The organism is Caldibacillus sp. 210928-DFI.2.18, assembly GCF_020554505.1.
Lineage (GTDB): Bacteria > Bacillota > Bacilli > Bacillales > Caldibacillaceae > Caldifermentibacillus > Caldifermentibacillus hisashii.
In genome coordinates this window covers 1-18,232 of the sequence record NZ_JAJCHL010000021.1, presented here as the reverse complement: position 1 = coordinate 18,232, position 18,232 = coordinate 1, and the positions used below count along the sequence as shown (strand labels likewise).

Here is an 18,232-nt window from a genome sequence, read left to right as displayed (position 1 = left end):
TAAATAAGGTGAAAAGGGAATATTTTGTCTATTTTTGCCGATTCTCTTTACATTATGTAATAATTTTGGTTAAATGTCATAGGAACAAAATTTTATTGGATGAGAGGATAAAGTAGGAGGATTACAAAAGTGGGTGAAGAAATGACCAAAAGAGAAATGGAAGAACAAATTAAGAAAAAACGTGAACAAATGATTGAAATAGCTAAACAATATGGCTTTACCAATGAAAAGACGTTAAAGTCTAGCCAAGAACTAGACAATTTACTAAATAAATATCAACGTTTTTTTCGAATTCCTAAGATCAGGGAGTACCCCACCGCTAGTTTTAGTATAAATGCCCACCCTGATCTTTCTTCCCTACCAGCATAGGAAGAACGGAAATTAATTCATAACAACTCCATTCTCTCGACTAGCGGGTGTTTTCATAAATACCCTATATTCTGGGACATTAGCATGATTGACAAAAAAAGGGGATTCTTCATAAAAAAGGTATGGAATCAATAACGATTCCATACCTTTTTTTTACTCAGCATTTATAACGATTTCGCCATTTTCAAGTATTGCCTTCAAATGGTGTACGTCCGGTTCATCGAGAATGAAATCGGCAATTTTATCTTCCAATTGCTCTTGAATGGTCCGACGTAATGGCCGTGCACCGAAAGAAGGATTGTAGCCAAGGTCAACCAGTTTTTCTTTCACTTCCTGACTAACAGTAATTGTTTTATTATCTTCTTTTAATTGATTTACAACTTCAGCTAACATTAAATCGACAATTTGTAACAAATCTTCTTTTGATAATGAATGGAATTGAACAATGGAATCAAACCGATTTAGAAATTCCGGTTTGAAGTAATCACGTAATTGTTCAACTACTGATGATTCATCCGTTTGATCAGATATACCGAAACCGACGCGAATATCCTTTATATGTTGACCTGCATTACTTGTCATAATAATAACCGTGTTTTTAAAGCTTACGGTTCTACCTTGGCTGTCTGTTAAACGCCCGTCATCCAAAATTTGCAGGAACATTTGTAAAACATCCGGATGTGCTTTTTCGATTTCATCCAATAATATTAAGCTATACGGATTTCTCCGGACTTTTTCCGTTAATTGACCTGCTTCTTCATGACCAACATAGCCAGGCGGTGAACCGATTAATTTAGAGACGCTGTGTTTTTCCATATATTCACTCATGTCCAAGCGAATCATTGCGTCTTTTGTACCAAATAATTCTTCGGCAAGGGTTTTGGCCAATTCAGTTTTCCCAACACCGGTAGGACCGATAAAGAGGAACGAACCGATTGGACGGTTTTTTGCTTTTAATCCGGCCCGACTGCGGCGAATGGCTTTAGCTACTTGACGAACCGCATCGGCCTGACCAATTACTTTTGCAGCTAAGTTTTCTTCAATATGTTTTAATTTTTGTTGTTCATCGGCTTGGATTTTGCCAACCGGGATACCGGTTTTTTCCTCAACAATTTGTTGAATCAAATCAACATTGATAATTGGTGTAGCTGCATCTTTTGCTTGGCTGCGCTGATTTTCCAGTGTTTGTTCTTCATCACGTAATTTTGCAGCTAGTTCATAGTTTTCAGCTTGTAGGGCTTGTTGTTTTTCTACGGCAATTTGTTTTAAGCGTTCTTCAATATAAGCCGGTGTTAATGTTTTTGATTCGAGATTCATTTTAGAACCGGCTTCGTCAAGTAAGTCAATCGCTTTGTCCGGTAAGTAGCGGTCTTGAATATAGCGATGAGACAAGTTGACACAAGCACGAACGGCTTCGTCAGAGTATTTTACTTGATGATATTCTTCATACTTCGGTTTCAATCCCATCAATATTGTAATTGTTTCATCGACTGAAGGTTCATGAACTTGAACCGGTTGAAAACGCCGTTCCAAAGCTGCATCTTTTTCAATTTGACGATACTCTTTCAAGGTTGTTGCACCAATTAATTGCAGTTCACCCCTGGAAAGAGCTGGTTTTAAAATATTTCCTGCATCCATGGAACCTTCCGCAGAACCGGCACCGACAATCAAATGAATTTCGTCGATAAACAGAATCACTTCCGGTCGATTTTGTACTTCGGCAATTAATTGTTTCATTCGTTCTTCAAATTGTCCGCGAATACCGGTGTTGGCAACGAGGGATGCGACATCGAGCAGGTAAACTTGTTTTCCCCGAAGTTTCATCGGAACATCGCCTGCAACAATTTTCAAGGCTAAACCTTCTACAACTGCTGTTTTACCAACGCCAGGTTCTCCGATTAACACTGGGTTATTTTTGTTACGACGGTTCAAAATTTCAATTACTTTTTTAATTTCTTCATCCCGACCAATAACCGGGTCAATTTTGCCATTTTCTGCCTCAAGATTTAAGTTTTTTCCATATTGATCAAGGAAGCCACCACGACCGCCGGATGTTTGCCGAGTTAGCGTTTTTACCCCATTTTGACCATCAATTGGGCTGCCAAACGGAACAAAACCTCCAAACATTTGTGAAAACGGGTTTGCATTTCCCATGAAATTTTTCAAAGAAGAATTTGATTTTTCTTGTTCCTCTTGATAGCATTTTTGACATAAAGCATACTCAGTTTGTTTTCCATTTACGTAAAATTGTAAATGAATGTTTGCCTCATTTTTATGACATTTTTGACATAACATCGTACAAACCTCCTTACTAAAAGAATTATCTATTTTTATTTAGCTAATAGGAAAGTATAAATTTTTCAATTTCTACTTTCCTAACTCATAAGTGCACAAGGAAAGCTTCGCGGGAATACATCGCAGCCGAAAAAATTTTATATTTTTTCGGTGACTAGAAAGACTTCGGTAGCATTACCTCGCAAGCGAAAATGTTTTTTCGCTGAACTACGGCTCTGCTCTCACCTAAAGGCTCGGCAGTCGCCAGTTTTCTTTATGAAGTATATAACCTGTCAATTGTTTGACTTTGACTATCCTTGACCTTCTGACTATATTATACTTTGACCATCTTTGACTTTCAAGTATTTTGCTATAAAAATTTTTAATAAACAGTGAAAAATTTGTATCGTTCTTTCTTGTCAGATACAAGTACTTCGATGGATGAAATACCTATTTGTGAAATATTTAGTACCGTTCTTTCCTTGTACTCCTTGGCATAAGATGAAGGGAGGGGGGAGTTTGGTGAGTTGGAAAAAGTCTTTTCAATTGGCCTTTATCTATGTAGGAACGATTGTTGGGGCAGGATTTGCAACCGGTAAAGAAATTGTTGAGTTCTTCTCCCAATATGGTTTTATGGGTTTAATTGGTATCTGTATTTCCGGCCTTTGTTTTATCGGTTTTGGTGTAAAAATCATGATATTGGCGATCGAATTACAGGCGAGGAGTTTTCAACAATTAAATGTACATATTTTTGGACCATATTTCGCACCGGTGATCAATCTTATCATGTTTGTCATGTTAGTAGGGGTAACATCTGTCATGTTAAGCGGGGCGGGAAGTGTGTTTCAGGAACAATTGCATTTACCTAAAATGGCTGGAATCCTTATAACCATCATTTTTACGTTAATTGTACTTTTGATTGGGACAAGGGGGCTGGTTTGGGTTAATACGCTTGTCGTTCCTGTTTTAATATTATTTAGTTTTCTGTTAGCGTATCTTGCTTTCCATTTACCTGACTTTATGGGAAATGTTGCAAAAGGATTTCATTTTACATGGGGGGCAATCATTGATAGTTTTGCTTATACTGCATTTAATATTTCCTTGGCAACAGCTGTACTTGTACCGGCTGCCACCGAAATCGGTGATAAGAAGACTGTGAAAAGGGGGGGAGTGATCGGTGGACTAGCCTTGACATTGATTTTGATCTCAAGTCACGTCACCCTGGTTCAGCTTCCATCTTTAACCGAATTTCAAATACCAATGGCTGTCATGGTGAACACTCTGGCCACATCATTCCATTTCCTATTTATCATTGTCATTTACGGGGAGATATTTACATCGGTTGTCGGCAATTTATATGGTTTAGAGCGGTTTGTGAAAAGGAAAATACCGGGGAATACATTAACAATTGGAATGGCCATTCTTTCCGTTGCATTTGCCATCAGCATGGTGGACTACGGAACTTTGCTGTCTTTTTTATATCCTTTATTTGGTTATATCAGTCTAGTTTTTCTTTTATTATTAATTATACGATAATACAAAAAAGGTGTCCCGGTTAAAGGACAGGGTAACCGGGGCACCTTCTTTATACGATAAGGAAGTATAAATTACTGGCAAGGAAGCAAATTCGACGTAGCGGAAAACTTTAAGTTCTAAGTATAAATGCACAAGGAACGCTACAGGAATACATCAAAGCCGAAAAAATCTTATATTTTTATTATCGTAATGGAAAAAAGACAAATAATAGTAAATCAAAAGTTAAGTGTGAGATGACAATAAGCGGCAGGCTGCGTTTCCAAGCATAAAGAGCTCCCCATACGATTCCTGCTATGAAAGCGGCTAAAAAAAGTACAATTGATCCTGAATATAATTGTGCTAAACCGTAAAGGAAGGAAGATACAATGACAGCCGGCCAAATTTGGTTGTCTTTAAGCAAACGCTTGAGAATAAATCCTCTCCAGAAAAATTCTTCACCGGGTATTAAAATCAGTACTAAAACAATAAAATGCCAAATCACTTTAGGTGAATATAAATGATATAAACTTGTAATTTGATTTTTAAAATAAGTAAAGTTGATTAAGCGGACAATGGTATCGCCAAGCCAAAAAATAGCATAGAGCATAAAGCCGGACAGTATTCCGTAAAGTAAATAGCGTCCGAGTGATAATTGATCATCAATATCTTCATTTAAAATCGAGTAAGCAATTAACAAAAGCATAGCGCCTGTTAAGATATACCAAAAAACTTTTGCTTGATCAAAGGCGAAAAATATTAGTAAATGGGCTATGGCAAGTCCAAACAGGAATCTCCAATCAGTGAATGTCTTTGTCATATTTGCGAGGCTCCTTTCAAAACATAAATATATTTTAGCATAATTTATGAAGGAGAAAAATGAAAAAAGTAGTGAATATAAAGTAGGAGTGAGGAGAAAAAGTACTCTGCATGAACGTTCTCTAAATCTTCCCTCATAAATCAAAGAAGCAAGGGTGGGAAATGCGTACCCATAAATCCCTTATTGGCTCAACTAACAATCAGTGAGGTAGATTCCCCACTGATTGAAGTTTTCACTGTATATTTTACGAGGAGGTCGTTATGGATAGTTGTTTTGAAGCAGTGTGAAAAAGGAAAATTTTTTTCAGTAAAAGTGTACAAATACCGGTGAACGTCCTACATTTTTGTTATTCATCAACAATTATGTAGTTTTTGTGATTAACAACTGTTTTTTCATCCAAATCCATTTCTCGAAAATTTTGCATATAGGTTAAATTCACTATGACAGAGTTTTCATTGACCTTCTCGACAACTCCACGAAGACCATTTTTGAATTCGATTACATTCCCAACTGCAGCTTTTCTCATTTTACTTCTCTCCCTTGGTTAATTATAATTATAAATTAGTTTGCACTAGATCTTTTTAAAAGTAAAGTACATATGACAAATTTAGTTAAAAATCCGAGAAACTTTTAACGGGATAGACAAAATCCCGGCAAAATTTGTCAACGAGGAAGACAGTTGAGAAAAGGGGTTGCCCGCCTACGTCCGATTAGACTGGGGGCGTGATATTGTTCACACAAGCGTTGTCACAAGATGTAGGCTATTTATTGTGTTCTTTGATATTGCGCCTATACTGACTGATGTTTTACATTTCAATATTTCTTCCACTATTCATTATAAAAAGATTCATAGGAGGGATAACATATGGATGAAGAAACAGCACGCGAACTTCTTGATAAACTAGCTTCAGGCAAAATAAATGAATGTTTAATTGAAAAAAGCGATTTTTTGACTTTCCGTAAATATTTGGTTGAGCGCCCGGACTTTAAACATTTCCGCGGTGTTGCCCAGCACAGTGGAAATGTAATTTATTATTATATGGAAGAACCAAGAAGTTGATTATTTTCCTATCCGGTGCACCTCCGTTTGGCAAATAACGGTAAATTAGCCATTCCTCTACTAATGAATTCTACTAGATTCCTTGTTAACCTAGGATATGTACAATTGATAGGAGGTGCTCTTGAAGCATGGGAAAAAGAGTAATAAAAACGATGATCACAATGCTGGCGATGTTTGCGATAATCGGTTTCGGTACAAACCAAACAGAAGCTGCATCAGTTTACACAGTGAAAAGTGGCGATTCACTTTATAAAATTGGACAAACTAATGGAGTTCCTGTTCAAATCCTCCAGTCTATGAATCACTTAAACTCTGATAAGATTTATCCGGGTCAAAAACTTTCATTGCCTGACAGTTTATCAAGCAGTGACAAAGATTTGCTTGCCCGACTTGTTACTGCAGAAGCAAAAGGTGAGCCATATGCAGGGAAAGTTGCAGTTGCAACCGTTGTCTTGAATCGCGTTGACAACCCGAATTTTCCAAACAGTGTCAGAGACGTAATCTATCAAATTGATAACGGGTACTATGCATTCTCACCGGTGGCTAACGGTGAAATTAATAAGCCGGCTGATGCTGAATCGAAAAGAGCAGTACAGGAAGCTTTAGCATTTAGAGGGCAAGGAAATGGCTCATTGTATTTCTATAACCCTAAAACTAGTACAAGCAAATGGATTTTTTCAAAACAAGTTACAGTCAAAATCGGTAACCACGTTTTTGCGAAATAAATGATTAGCATCACACAGGGGTTGTATATTATACAGCCCTTTTTTTAGCTATTTACTTTGTTTTTTTCCAATGTAGATGAAAAACTCTTGATTTATACATATAATAAGAGTGAAGTTGACTAACAAGGCGTAAAGTATATAGTTAACAACGAAAAGTTTCTTTGACTATTTAAATCAACAGAAAGGAATGGGTCGATGTTTCAAAATAAAACGGTTATCGTTACAGGTGGTGCTAATGGGATTGGGAGGAGCATTGTCCAAACTTTTGCAAACGCATCCGCTAATGTTGTTGTAGCGGATGTAGATGTTGATGCGGGAAAAACATTGGAAAAACAATTATTGGCATCTGGAAAGCAAGTTTTCTTTGTTGAAACAGATATGAGAAAAGAAGAAGAAATTCGCAGACTTGTCGAATTCACTATCCAAAAATATGGAGGGATTGATGTATTAATTAATAATGCCGGTATTTCAAAATTCATTCCATTATTTGAAATGTCTGTTGCAGAATGGGATGATATTCTTAATACAAACTTACGAAGTGCATTTATTTGTTCAAAAGAAGCTGCCAGATTTATGAAAGAAACTGGCGGTTCCATTATTAATATTGCTTCTACAAGGGCATTTATGTCAGAACCTAATACAGAAGGGTATGCTGCATCCAAAGGAGGAATCATTGCCCTTACCCATGCTTTAGCTGCAAGTTTGAGTCCCTATCATATTCGCGTAAACTCGGTCAGCCCCGGTTGGATTCATACCGGAGATAAATCGGAATTATCTGAGCGCGACCATAAACAACATTGGTCAGGTCGGGTTGGCGAACCAGCTGATATTGCTCGTGCTTGCTTATTTTTAGCAAATCCGGAAAATGATTTTATCAGTGGAGAAAATATTACCATAGACGGAGGGATGACGAAAAAAATGATTTATGAAGAATAATTATAGGAAATGGGGTTAAATTATCATCGATTCAATAAATTTAATTTATTAAGCTCCAATAGTGAACAATTTATCAAATGATATGATATAATAAATCATGCCAAGTTTTTTACATACTTTAAAATTAATTGAATTGAGGAGTGACTTATATGATTGAAAAAAAATTTAAAGTAATCGCAGAAACAGGTATTCATGCCCGTCCTGCAACATTATTAGTACAAGCAGCAGGTAAATTTGAGTCGGAAATTTCATTACAATATAAAGAAAAAAAAGTTAATTTAAAATCAATCATGGGTGTTATGTCTTTAGGTATCGGAAAAGATGCAGATATTACGATCATCGTTGACGGAAACGATGAAGAATTGGCAATGAATGAATTAACAGAAGTAATAACAAAAGAAGGATTAGCAAAATAATAAATAATATATTGTTAAGGGCGGGCTGTTTATATAGTCCGCCCTTTTAATTATGTAATATGATAAAATGAGATTATAAGCGATTTTAAAAAAATGAGGTGGTAAGGACAATGGATAATAAGCAAAGACCGGTTGTTGGCTTCATTGGATTAGGCGTTATGGGTAAAAGCATGGCCGGTCATATTTTAAATGGTGGTTACCCGTTATATGTTTATACAAGAACAAAAGAAAAAGCAGCTGAATTACTAGACAAAGGTGCGATTTGGGCTGCGACACCGAAAGAAATTGCTCACCAGGCAAAATATGTGTTTACTATAATCGGAACACCTAATGATGTGGAAGAAGTTTATTTAGGGGAAAACGGCTTAATTACAAACGGAAAAGAAAATACATATTTTATCGACATGACAACCTCTTCACCGACGCTTGCTCAAAAATTATATGAGGAAGGCAAGAAAAAAGGAATACATGTTCTTGATGCACCGGTTTCGGGTGGTGATATCGGAGCCAAGGAAGCCAGACTTGCCATTATGGTCGGCGGAGACCAACAAGATTTTGATACTGTTTTACCACTATTTCAATTGATGGGGAAAAATATCGCCTATTTTGGAAAAGCAGGATCGGGGCAACATACAAAAATGGCAAATCAAATTGCCATTGCTCCTACAATGATTGGTGTTTGTGAATCATTAATTTATGCAAAAAAAGCAGGATTAAATGTTCAAAAGGTTGTTGATTTAATTTCGACCGGTGCGGCTGCAAGCTTTTCTCTTTCCAGTTATGCACCGAGAATATTAAAAGAAGATTACAGTCCCGGCTTTTTTATAAAGCATTTTATTAAAGATATGACGATTGCACTAAATGAGGCGGAAAAAATGAATCTTGACTTACCCGGTTTGACTTTGGCAAAACAGATGTACGAAAAGTTGGCGAAAATGGGTGAAGAAAATAGCGGAACCCAGGCATTGTATAAATATTGGCAATGAATTTGAAAACCGAAGCAAACGGTCTTTCATTCGGTGAAAAGAAAAGGGCGCCATAAAAGCTGAAAATAGTCCTTTTATGGATCGCCCATTTTTTTATTTATCAAGTAACCGGTTTAGTCCTTCTTGTAATTTTTCCATCGAACATGCATAAGAGAGTCGGAAATACCCTTCCCCATATTCAGAAAAGGCACTTCCCGGTACGACGGCCACCCCGTTTTCTTTTACCATTTTTAAACAATAATCGAAAGAATTCAATTGAAAATTTGTCGGTATTTTTACAAAAAAGTAAAAAGCACCGTTGGGAAGAACGGTATTGTAGCCCGATTTTATTAGCCGCTCATAAACATAGTCTCTTCTTTTCACATATTCTTCACGCATTAACCTTCCATCATAGAAGCCGGTTGTTAATGCTGCTATTGCGGCTTTTTGTGAAATAGAACTGGCACAAGAAACATTGTACTGATGTACTTTAATCATTTCCTTTGTTAAATAAGCGGGTGCAAAGACAAAACCGATTCGCCACCCTGTCATGGAGTGGGATTTCGATAAACCGTTAATCACAATTGTCTGTTCAGGTATAAACTCTGCAATTGAAACATGTTCTTTCTCGTATACTAATTCACTGTAAATTTCATCGGCAAGGACAAAAATCGGTTTATTTTTTACAACTTCAGCAATTTCTTTTAATTCTTCTCGCGTTAAACTTACTCCGGTAGGGTTGGAAGGGTAGGGGAGAATAAGGCAACGCGTATGGTTATTTATTGCTTTTTCAATCATTTCAGCCGTTACTTTGAAACCTGTATTTCGTGTATCCAGATAGACCGGCTTTGCTCCGGCTAGTTTAATGAGTGGCTCGTATCCGGGGTAAATCGGGCCAGGTAATAAAACTTCGGTTCCTGGAGTTAAGATTGTTCTTAAAGCAATATCGATCCCTTGAGTGGCTCCTACAGTTACAATGATTTCTGACTCAGGATGATAAACGATACGATATTTTCTTTTGACATAGTTACTTGCTGCTTTTCGAAGTTCTAAATAACCCGCATTCGCTGTATATGAAGTGAAATTTTGGTCAATTGCTTGTTTTGCAACATCTTTTATATGGGAAGGCGTGGGAAAATCCGGTTGACCGATTGTAAGTGAAATGACGTTTTGAACACCTTCAACCATATTAAAAAATTTACGGATCCCCGAGATTTGAATATTCTTTACATTTGGGTTGATTAATTGTTCCATCATGATCCCTTTCCTTAAGCAGTCTCAGTAATATCATACCATATATAAGGAAAACTTGCTTTAACTACTTTACACATATTGATTAATTTGTGACTTTCTGGATAATCAATGTAAGTTTCTTTATATTTACCCCACACAACGTACAAAAGATCACGAAATCTTTCCCAATGTAAAGGCAATCAAACATGGAATAGTAGAAGATAAGTGCCCTTAAGTGCCCGATTGGTTCAACTAACCATCAGTGGGGATGCCCCCCCTGATGGAAGTTTCACTTTATCCCGCACAAACGGTCACTAACCTTCCCCCAATGCAATGTATCCCGCTATTGTGGCAGAAATTTATTAAGAAAGTGGATTTATCTATTATTTTTCTTGTTTGTAAAGTAAAATAAAAGAAGGAATAATGATAGAGAAAGGGAAATTAACATGAAAACGAATGAAAATTATCAGAATACGGTAACTTTGCCTGAGGAAATGATGCTGGTTGAATTTTATTTAGGCAAAGAGTTTTTTGGTATACCGGTAAAGAATGTAAATGAAATTATTATGCCCACTCAAGTGACACCTGTTCCGCGATCAAAACCATATATTGAAGGGATTACCGATATTCGCGGAGAAGTTTTACCGGTAATTGATTTAGCCATGTTCCTGTCAATTCCGGTGCAAGAAAATAGCGAACAGGATCGATTTATCGTTACAGAAATTAGCGAACAGCGGGCAATTTTTCATGTCTCAGGTGTAGAACAAATTTTATCAGTAACAAAGATTGAGAAGCCGAACGATTTAAGCAATCGGAATCAGTTTGTTAGCGGAGTTATTAGAAATCAGGAGCAGATTGTCCTCCTGCTTGATTTTGAGAAAATGTTTAACGAAATCATTGCTTTGAATGAACCGGAAATGTAGCAGATAACCTATAGCCGGTAATGATACCTTATTGCTTGCCAAAAGATTATAGAGAATGAACGATGGTCCGTTCTTCAATCGTTGGACCAGTCAGAAATACTCCCTTTCTGACTGGTTGTTTTATGTGTTGAGGTTGTACAAGATATTATTCACCCAATCTTTTGAAGAAGGGTTGTTGGTAACGTGGTCGCTGCCTTTTTTGATTTTCGTTTTTTCTAATACCCGTATATAATTGCAAAATTTTTTTGGCTTCTTTCAAAGGGAGAATTGTTTTCGGATTCCGGAAATGGTCATCCAGTTTTCCTAAATGTGTTAGATTATGGATATCTTCTCTTGTGGGGGGAATATGAAAATAATAATTACCACAGGAAATAAGCACATCAAGCTGTTGTTGACTGAATTTCGGATTACGTGAGAAATGCAGTCCAATTTTCTTTGCCTTTCCTTCTGCCAGCATTTTTTTTATAGTAGCATGTTTTAATTGGTATAAATATTTTGAATCAATAGCCGTTTTTGCATGACGATTTACGATGAATAGTGCTTTAGATAAAATTTCAGTTGGGAAGTTGGTCGCTTGTTCACTAGAAGGTTGCATCATCTACTCTCCTTTTCTTTTATGTTTTCAAAGTGAAGATGGTTATTTCCGGACGGGATAAGAGTCGGTAAGGTAATCTCGTTGTTCCAAGTCCCCGATTGACATAAAGCCTGAGATGTTCAGAAATATCGTAGGAACCCTCAACATATTTTTGTCCATAGGGTGGTGTAATCAATGGTCCGATAAATGGCAACTGAACTTGTCCACCATGGGTATGACCGCTAATTTGAAAATCGACCGGATAATGTTTGGCGTCCTCAATTAAATCGGGTGCATGTGAAATTAATAATGTAAAGTAGCGCTCTTGAATTGAGCTGAATGTTTTTTCAAAATCCGGTTGACCAAGCATGGCATCATCAATACCGGCAATAATGATTTCCCCATCATTTCCGATCTTGATGTTTTGAGATTCATTTCTTAACAGCTTAAAATTAGATGCTTCCATGATCTGTTTGTATTTATCGGTTCCCCAACCACCGTGATCATGGTTGCCGTAAACTGCAAATTTCCCGTAAGGTGCCTGAAGATAATTTAAATAAATAATAATCTCTTCGTATTCGTAAAATGAGAGAAGATTATCAACAAGATCACCTGAAAAAATAATGAGATCGGGTTCTTCTTTTGAAATCGTTTGAATGATTTTCTCAAAATGGTCAAAATCTAATTGAAATCCTAAATGTGTATCACTAAATTGGACAATTTTAAAATCATTGAATATGGGAGGTATAAGTGGATGGTTAATATTTTGACGAGTTACTTCAATCCAATTTGGCTCAATATATTTCATATAAGCTTGTCCCACAATTCCTACTAAAGCAGAACCCGCAATCACTTTTCCCAGTTTTTTTAAAAAAGAACGTCTTGGTATTTGTTTGTGTAAGTCCATCATCATTTTCCTAATCCAAAAGAATATCTAGTTATATATTACCAAAATACAGAAAAATTTGCATCAAAAATCATCATCTAGTTGCAGAAGTGAAAAAGACCGATACTGCCAAAGTTAATTTTATTTTTTCCCGGTATACCGGATAAGTGTGCCGGTTATCCCGAGCGAAAGTCTTTTGAATAGTTTAGTGTCAATAGTGGAAATGTAAGGATATATGAATTAATCATTGCATTGACTTATTTTTTATTACATAATATATCTATTCAACATCGAGATTGGTTAGGGATCTCTTTGATAATTCCGCATCAATTTCATTAATACGAAAGCCGGAGAAAACTTTTTCCCCGATGACGACTGTGGGTGTTGAATACGATTTAAATTTTTTTACTAACTCATTTTTTGCATGTTGATCTTCTTTAACGTTTTTTTCAATATACGGAATTCCTTTTTCCTGTAAGTATTTCTTGGTAATTTCGCATGGTGGACAATCCGGTTGTGAATATAAAATAATCGGTTTCACAGAAGTTCTCCTTTCCAAAAGAAAGTTCTTAATAAATTTATGAAGTTTGGAAAATGGTGCTACTCATATTATACTCGACATAGAATTAGGAGGAAATAATTATGTCTTTATTAGAAGGGATTTTGACCCGATTAAAAACAATGCAAGAAAGTATGGAAGATGCTGAGCGATATTTTGAACAAAATGGGGTCCGAAAATGTAAAGTGAATTATTATGCGAAGACTAAATCCTTTGAACTGAAAATATTTAATGAAGATGGAAAAACGGACGCATTCCAATTTGATAATATTGACATGGTTGCAATTGAAATATTCGATTTGCTGCAAGGCGAGGAATCTTAAGAATCTTACTTTTGTAAAAATTTATGATGAATGGACATGTTTTTATCGTACTAAATTTGCTATTGCAAAATCTTGCATAACATATTCGTAAGTCGTTTGGATATTGATCTTCTTAAATAATCCCATTTTTCTACATAATGACAGATGATGTAAAAATATGTCTAAAAAACCATCTAAGAAAGTCTCCTGTTAAAACGGAAATTTTCTACGCAGTATGATAAAATAGATCTGGTTAGAAAAATCATTTTGAGGAGATTTTGCACATGATGGATCTTCAAACAGGAGAGTTTTTAGGGAAAAATATAGGACATTTTATTATATCTTCCGAACGGGTTGCACATGTACAAATCGGTAATAATCTTGAACATGCTTTATTGGTATTAACAAAAACAGGGTATACAGCCATTCCGGTACTTGATCCTGCATATAAATTTCATGGACTTATATCCAGTCCGTTAATATTGGATGCAATTATGGGCTTGGAAAGAATTGAGTTCGAGAAGTTGGAACATTTAGTTGTGGAAGATGTCATGAACCGGAATGTTCCCACTCTTACCGTGAAGGATCCGTTAGAGAAGGGGTTGAAATTATTAATTAATCACCCGTTCGTTTGTACCGTGGACGAAGAAGGTTATTTTGAAGGGATTTTAACCCGCCGTGTTGTCTTGAAACAGTTAAATGCGCTTGTCCATCAATTGAATGTAAAAGAAACTGATTAGCTCCTGAATTTTGGGAGCTTTTCTTGTATTAAAGTATAGCAAATCCATTCCCATTCCGGGATAATGATGATAGAATAAAGTTACTTCAGATAAAACTAAATAGGTTTGGTGTGAACAGATGAATCTTACGGAATTGGAACTCCTGTCAGTATTGGCCAATGAAATGAATATGAGAAAAGCTGCAGAAAGACTTTTTGTCACTCAACCTGCTTTATCGCAACGTTTACAATCAATTGAAAAGGAATGGGGTACTTCTTTATTTATTCGCTCTCATAAAGGGTTAACATTAACTCCGGCCGGGGAAAAGGTCATTGAGTTTGCTAATAAAGTACTTGCCATGGAAGAAATGGTAAAAGAAGAGATTCAGTCGCTCCAATCCGAAGTCCATGGAACGTTAAAAATTGCTTGTGCATCCATTGTTGGGCAAAACTGGCTTCCCCAAGTTTTAAAATGTTATGTCCAAAAATATCCGCATGCGAAAATATCACTGATTACCGGTTGGAGCAGCGAAATCTTGAAATCAATTTATGAAGATCAAGTTCATATCGGTATTATTAGAGGGACCCCGGAATGGAAGGGAATTAAAAAGCATTTGTTTAAGGACTATCTTTACTTGGTGGACAAAGAAATTAATCATATCGATGATGTATCAAAAACAAATCGACCGTTTATACAGTTTAAAAGTGACTCGAATTATTTTCAAGAAATTCAAAACTGGTGGCACAAACGTTTTGCAACAAATGCGAAAAGAGTCATCATTGTTGACCAGATTGAAACGTGTAAGCAGATGGCTTTAAATGGAATTGGTTATGCCATTTTACCGGGGATTACTTTACACGGAGTTAGTGAGGATCTAAATAAAATCCCACTTTTGAATGAGAATAATGAACGTATAGGTCGGGACACATGGTTATTAGGGTATAGTACAGCCTTTAAATTAAAACAAGTCAATGCATTTGTTGAAGTGCTCAAAGATTTTTTGCATGAAGATTAACTTCATAATCTGTTGAAATTTATTCTTACTTTATTAGGCAGCTTAAAGGAAAATTTGGGAGGAAAAGAGATGAAAACGATGGACGCAAATGAAATTATTTCTTTTATTCAAAATAGTAAAAAAGCTACACCTGTGAAAGTATACATAAAAGGGGATTTGGCTAACATTCATTTTGGTGAAAACATAAAGACTTTCATTAGTGGGGATTCCGGTGTCATTTTTGGTGAATGGTCCGAAATTGAACTTCTCATTCATGAAAATAAAGATAAAATTTTTGATTTCGTTATTGAAAACGATCGAAGAAATTCAGCGATTCCATTATTGAACCTAAAAAATATTAAAGCTCGGATTGAACCCGGGGCAATTATTCGCGACCAGGTCGAAATTGGCGATAATTCGGTCATTATGATGGGAGCGGTTATTAATATCGGGGCGGTTATTGGTGAAGGAACGATGATTGACATGAATGCAGTTTTAGGTGGAAGGGCAACGGTTGGTAAAAACTGCCATATTGGTGCCGGAGCTGTCCTTGCCGGGGTTATTGAGCCACCTTCTGCAAAACCGGTTATTATTGAAGATGATGTCTTGGTTGGTGCCAATGCCGTTATTTTAGAAGGGGTTACTGTTGGTAAAGGTTCCGTCGTTGCTGCCGGTGCCATTGTGACGAAAGATGTTCCGCCATTTTCCGTCGTTGCCGGATCACCTGCAAAAGTAATAAAAGAAATTGATGAAAAAACGAAATCAAAAACGGAAATTATGCAGGAGTTAAGACAATTATAAGGGGATAACTAGTTTCAGGAGCTTTTCCGATACATATGTATAGACTGAATAAATGGCAGTCGAGACATAAGGAAAAGCTCTTTTTATAATCCAGAGCTGTTCCGCCACTTTTCAATCAAATCGCAACAATTTTTTTCGAAAAGGGCAAATGGAAGCCTTGAGAAGACAGGAGGCAAAAAATGATTGATTTTAGAAAAATAAGAAGGGATTTACATCAAATTCCGGAACTTGGCTTTCAAGAATATGAAACGCAAAAATATTTATTAGATTTTATTCGTTCCCTGCCGCAAGATCGCTTGGAGGTTAAGACGTGGAAAACAGGGATTTTTGTAAAAGTTAGTGGTCGGGTAGGGAATCGTTTAATTGCTTATCGAACCGATATCGACGGATTACCGTTAACGGAAGAAACCGGACTTCCTTTTCAATCGAGACATCAAGGACGGATGCATGCGTGTGGACATGATATCCATATGACCGTTGCTTTAGGTGCTTTATCCAAACTGATTGAAGAGCCGATCGATGATGATGCATTATTTATTTTTCAACCTGCAGAGGAAGGACCTGGCGGGGCTCGGCCAATGCTGGGTTCGGATATTATCAAAGAATGGTGGCCGGATGTTATTTTTGCCCTGCATATTGCACCGGAATATCCTGCGGGAACAATTGCGACTAAACCGGGATTATTATTTGCCAACACATCGGAACTTTTTATTGATCTGGTTGGAAAAGGCGGTCATGCAGCCTACCCTCATCGAACGAACGATATGGTCATTGCGGCCACTCAATTGATTTCGGGGCTGCAAACCATTGTTTCAAGAAATATCGACCCGCTGGACAGTGTTGTCGTAACAATAGGGAAACTAACCGCCGGGACTGTCCAAAATGTGATTGCTGAAAGGGCAAGGCTGGAAGGAACGATAAGGACATTATCACCGGAATCGATGATAAAAGTAAAAAAAAGAATTGAGAAGCTTGTAAATGGGATTGAGATTGGATTTGATTGTAAAGCGACCATTGATTATGGGGCAAATTATTATCAAGTATACAATGATGAGAAAATGGTTGCCGAGTTTATCGACATGATTAAAAAGCATACAGATATTCATTTCGTGACATGTCATGAAGCGATGACCGGGGAAGATTTCGGTTATTTTCTTAAAGAAATTCCCGGCTTTATGTTTTGGCTCGGGGCAGGCAGTGAATATGGATTACACAGTACGAAGCTTTCCCCCGACGAAGCTTGTATTGAAACCGGCATAAAAACAGTAAATACGTATTTTCAACAAATAGGGAATGGATGATTTCGTTATTAAAAACAGTTGAGAAATGTTCATTATCCATTTAAAATTATTTTGAAGTGATTGTGATTCTTATGAAAGACCTGGAGGAATTTTTGTGAAAAAGGAATTTGTCGTCATCGGCTTGGGGCGATTTGGCGGAAGTATTTGCCGCGAATTGACGAAACTGGGAATGAGTGTATTGGCCATGGATAAAAATGAGGACTTAGTTAATGAATATTCAAATATTGTCACTCATGCAGTCGTTGGCGATTCGACGGATGAAACTATATTGAAAAGCCTTGGCATCCGCAATTTTGATCATGTTATCGTGGCAATCGGGAATGATATTCAAGCGAGTATTTTGACTACCCTTATTTTAAAAGAATTAGGAGTAAAAATCGTAACATCAAAAGCATTAAATGATTACCATGAAAAAGTTTTGCGTAAAATTGGTGCTGATCAAGTTGTCCATCCTGAACGTGATATGGGAAAAAGAATCGCACATAATTTGGTGTCATCGAATGTACTTGATTATCTGGAATTATCTGATAAATATAGTGTTGTTGAGATCGCCGTCAATGAAGCGATAGCAGGTTATGCGATTGCCCAGTTAGATATCCGGGCAAAATACGGAATTAATATTGTGGCGATTAAAAGGCACCACGACATCATTGTTTCACCACAGGCAACGGAAGTGATCCAAAATGGTGATATTTTAATTGTCATTGGTTCTGATACCGATATTAATCGGTTTGAGATCAAAATGTTACAAGGATAAGGAATATTAATTAGTAAATATGCAAAAACGCCGCCAAAATTTTGGCGGCGGTTTTTTATACGTTAAGAAAGTATAAATTTCCAGCAAAGAAGCGAATTCGACGTAG

General features: G+C 36.7%; 21 protein-coding genes. 14 read left to right on the top strand and 7 right to left on the bottom strand.

The annotated features are described in order from the left end of the window. The first annotated feature begins 129 nt into the window (after positions 1-129). Positions 130-369, top strand: coding sequence for an aspartyl-phosphate phosphatase Spo0E family protein (locus LIZ98_RS06615; protein ID WP_227138809.1), 240 nt, complete (start codon positions 130-132; stop codon positions 367-369). A gap of 153 nt (positions 370-522) precedes the next feature. Here LIZ98_RS06615 and LIZ98_RS06610 read toward each other — a convergent pair whose 3' ends face one another. After that, positions 523-2,664, bottom strand: a complete 2,142-nt coding sequence (locus LIZ98_RS06610) for an ATP-dependent Clp protease ATP-binding subunit (RefSeq protein WP_108897866.1) — start codon at positions 2,662-2,664, stop codon at positions 523-525. Between the two features lie 501 nt (positions 2,665-3,165). Between LIZ98_RS06610 and LIZ98_RS06605 the strand changes: the two genes are divergently transcribed. Beyond that, positions 3,166-4,179 (top strand): YkvI family membrane protein, encoded by a 1,014-nt coding sequence (locus LIZ98_RS06605; RefSeq protein WP_309240438.1) that lies wholly within the window; start codon positions 3,166-3,168, stop codon positions 4,177-4,179. Positions 4,180-4,360: 181 nt separating this feature from the next. Here LIZ98_RS06605 and LIZ98_RS06600 read toward each other — a convergent pair whose 3' ends face one another. Both LIZ98_RS06600 and LIZ98_RS06595 read right to left on the bottom strand, forming a co-directional pair. Then, a complete protein-coding gene (locus tag LIZ98_RS06600) occupies positions 4,361-4,975 on the bottom strand; it encodes a CPBP family intramembrane glutamic endopeptidase (RefSeq protein ID WP_227138807.1) in 615 nt (204 codons plus the stop codon). Positions 4,976-5,321: 346 nt separating this feature from the next. Beyond that, on the bottom strand, positions 5,322-5,501 hold the full coding sequence (locus LIZ98_RS06595; RefSeq protein WP_041848648.1) for a YkvS family protein: 180 nt from the start codon (positions 5,499-5,501) through the stop codon (positions 5,322-5,324). Between the two features lie 339 nt (positions 5,502-5,840). Here LIZ98_RS06595 and LIZ98_RS06590 point away from each other — a divergent pair, with 339 nt between their 5' ends. The 5 genes from LIZ98_RS06590 to LIZ98_RS06570 all read left to right on the top strand — a co-directional run bounded on the left by LIZ98_RS06590 (position 5,841) and on the right by LIZ98_RS06570 (position 9,098). Beyond that, positions 5,841-6,035, top strand: a complete 195-nt coding sequence (locus tag LIZ98_RS06590) for a hypothetical protein (protein WP_041902485.1) — start codon at positions 5,841-5,843, stop codon at positions 6,033-6,035. Positions 6,036-6,163: 128 nt separating this feature from the next. Then, positions 6,164-6,760, top strand: a complete 597-nt coding sequence (locus LIZ98_RS06585; protein ID WP_375293571.1) for a cell wall hydrolase — start codon at positions 6,164-6,166, stop codon at positions 6,758-6,760. Between the two features lie 195 nt (positions 6,761-6,955). After that, positions 6,956-7,696 carry a glucose 1-dehydrogenase gene (locus LIZ98_RS06580; protein ID WP_227091112.1) on the top strand — a complete coding sequence of 247 codons (741 nt, stop codon included), beginning with the start codon at positions 6,956-6,958 and terminating at the stop codon, positions 7,694-7,696. 149 nt (positions 7,697-7,845) lie between these two features. Next, complete coding sequence (locus LIZ98_RS06575; RefSeq protein WP_034769450.1) at positions 7,846-8,112, top strand: phosphocarrier protein HPr; 267 nt, start codon at positions 7,846-7,848, stop codon at positions 8,110-8,112. 110 nt (positions 8,113-8,222) lie between these two features. Further along, positions 8,223-9,098 carry an NAD(P)-dependent oxidoreductase gene (locus tag LIZ98_RS06570; RefSeq protein WP_227138806.1) on the top strand — a complete coding sequence of 292 codons (876 nt, stop codon included), beginning with the start codon at positions 8,223-8,225 and terminating at the stop codon, positions 9,096-9,098. A 93-nt stretch (positions 9,099-9,191) separates the two neighbouring features. Here LIZ98_RS06570 and LIZ98_RS06565 read toward each other — a convergent pair whose 3' ends face one another. Further along, positions 9,192-10,331, bottom strand: coding sequence for an aminotransferase A (locus tag LIZ98_RS06565; protein WP_227138805.1), 1,140 nt, complete (start codon positions 10,329-10,331; stop codon positions 9,192-9,194). 425 nt (positions 10,332-10,756) lie between these two features. On the opposite strand from LIZ98_RS06565, the gene LIZ98_RS06560 reads away from it, so the two are divergent. Then, on the top strand, positions 10,757-11,233 hold the full coding sequence (locus LIZ98_RS06560) for a chemotaxis protein CheW (RefSeq protein WP_227138804.1): 477 nt from the start codon (positions 10,757-10,759) through the stop codon (positions 11,231-11,233). A gap of 145 nt (positions 11,234-11,378) precedes the next feature. Here LIZ98_RS06560 and LIZ98_RS06555 read toward each other — a convergent pair whose 3' ends face one another. From LIZ98_RS06555 to LIZ98_RS06545, 3 genes are all read right to left on the bottom strand, one after another. Continuing rightward, a complete protein-coding gene (locus LIZ98_RS06555; protein ID WP_095141678.1) occupies positions 11,379-11,828 on the bottom strand; it encodes a YkyB family protein in 450 nt (149 codons plus the stop codon). Positions 11,829-11,847: 19 nt separating this feature from the next. Next, positions 11,848-12,717 carry a metallophosphoesterase gene (locus LIZ98_RS06550; RefSeq protein WP_227138803.1) on the bottom strand — a complete coding sequence of 290 codons (870 nt, stop codon included), beginning with the start codon at positions 12,715-12,717 and terminating at the stop codon, positions 11,848-11,850. 256 nt (positions 12,718-12,973) lie between these two features. Then, positions 12,974-13,234, bottom strand: coding sequence for a glutaredoxin domain-containing protein (locus LIZ98_RS06545; RefSeq protein ID WP_227138802.1), 261 nt, complete (start codon positions 13,232-13,234; stop codon positions 12,974-12,976). 101 nt (positions 13,235-13,335) lie between these two features. Here LIZ98_RS06545 and LIZ98_RS06540 point away from each other — a divergent pair, with 101 nt between their 5' ends. The 6 genes from LIZ98_RS06540 (at position 13,336) to LIZ98_RS06515 (ending at position 18,126) form a co-directional block, all read left to right on the top strand. Then, entirely contained in the window at positions 13,336-13,575 is a 240-nt protein-coding gene (locus LIZ98_RS06540; protein ID WP_034769463.1) for a DUF1797 family protein, read from the top strand. A 263-nt stretch (positions 13,576-13,838) separates the two neighbouring features. Beyond that, positions 13,839-14,294 (top strand): cyclic-di-AMP-binding protein CbpB, encoded by a 456-nt coding sequence (gene cbpB, locus LIZ98_RS06535; RefSeq protein ID WP_034769464.1) that lies wholly within the window; start codon positions 13,839-13,841, stop codon positions 14,292-14,294. A gap of 118 nt (positions 14,295-14,412) precedes the next feature. Next, positions 14,413-15,288: a transcriptional regulator CcpC gene (locus LIZ98_RS06530; protein WP_041848643.1), complete on the top strand. Its 876-nt coding sequence runs from the start codon at positions 14,413-14,415 to the stop codon at positions 15,286-15,288. A gap of 69 nt (positions 15,289-15,357) precedes the next feature. Beyond that, complete coding sequence (dapD, locus tag LIZ98_RS06525; RefSeq protein ID WP_108897872.1) at positions 15,358-16,068, top strand: 2,3,4,5-tetrahydropyridine-2,6-dicarboxylate N-acetyltransferase; 711 nt, start codon at positions 15,358-15,360, stop codon at positions 16,066-16,068. Between the two features lie 179 nt (positions 16,069-16,247). Continuing rightward, positions 16,248-17,369: an N-acetyldiaminopimelate deacetylase gene (locus tag LIZ98_RS06520; RefSeq protein ID WP_108897873.1), complete on the top strand. Its 1,122-nt coding sequence runs from the start codon at positions 16,248-16,250 to the stop codon at positions 17,367-17,369. A gap of 94 nt (positions 17,370-17,463) precedes the next feature. Next, positions 17,464-18,126, top strand: coding sequence for a potassium channel family protein (locus tag LIZ98_RS06515; RefSeq protein ID WP_227138801.1), 663 nt, complete (start codon positions 17,464-17,466; stop codon positions 18,124-18,126). Positions 18,127-18,232 lie beyond the last annotated feature (106 nt).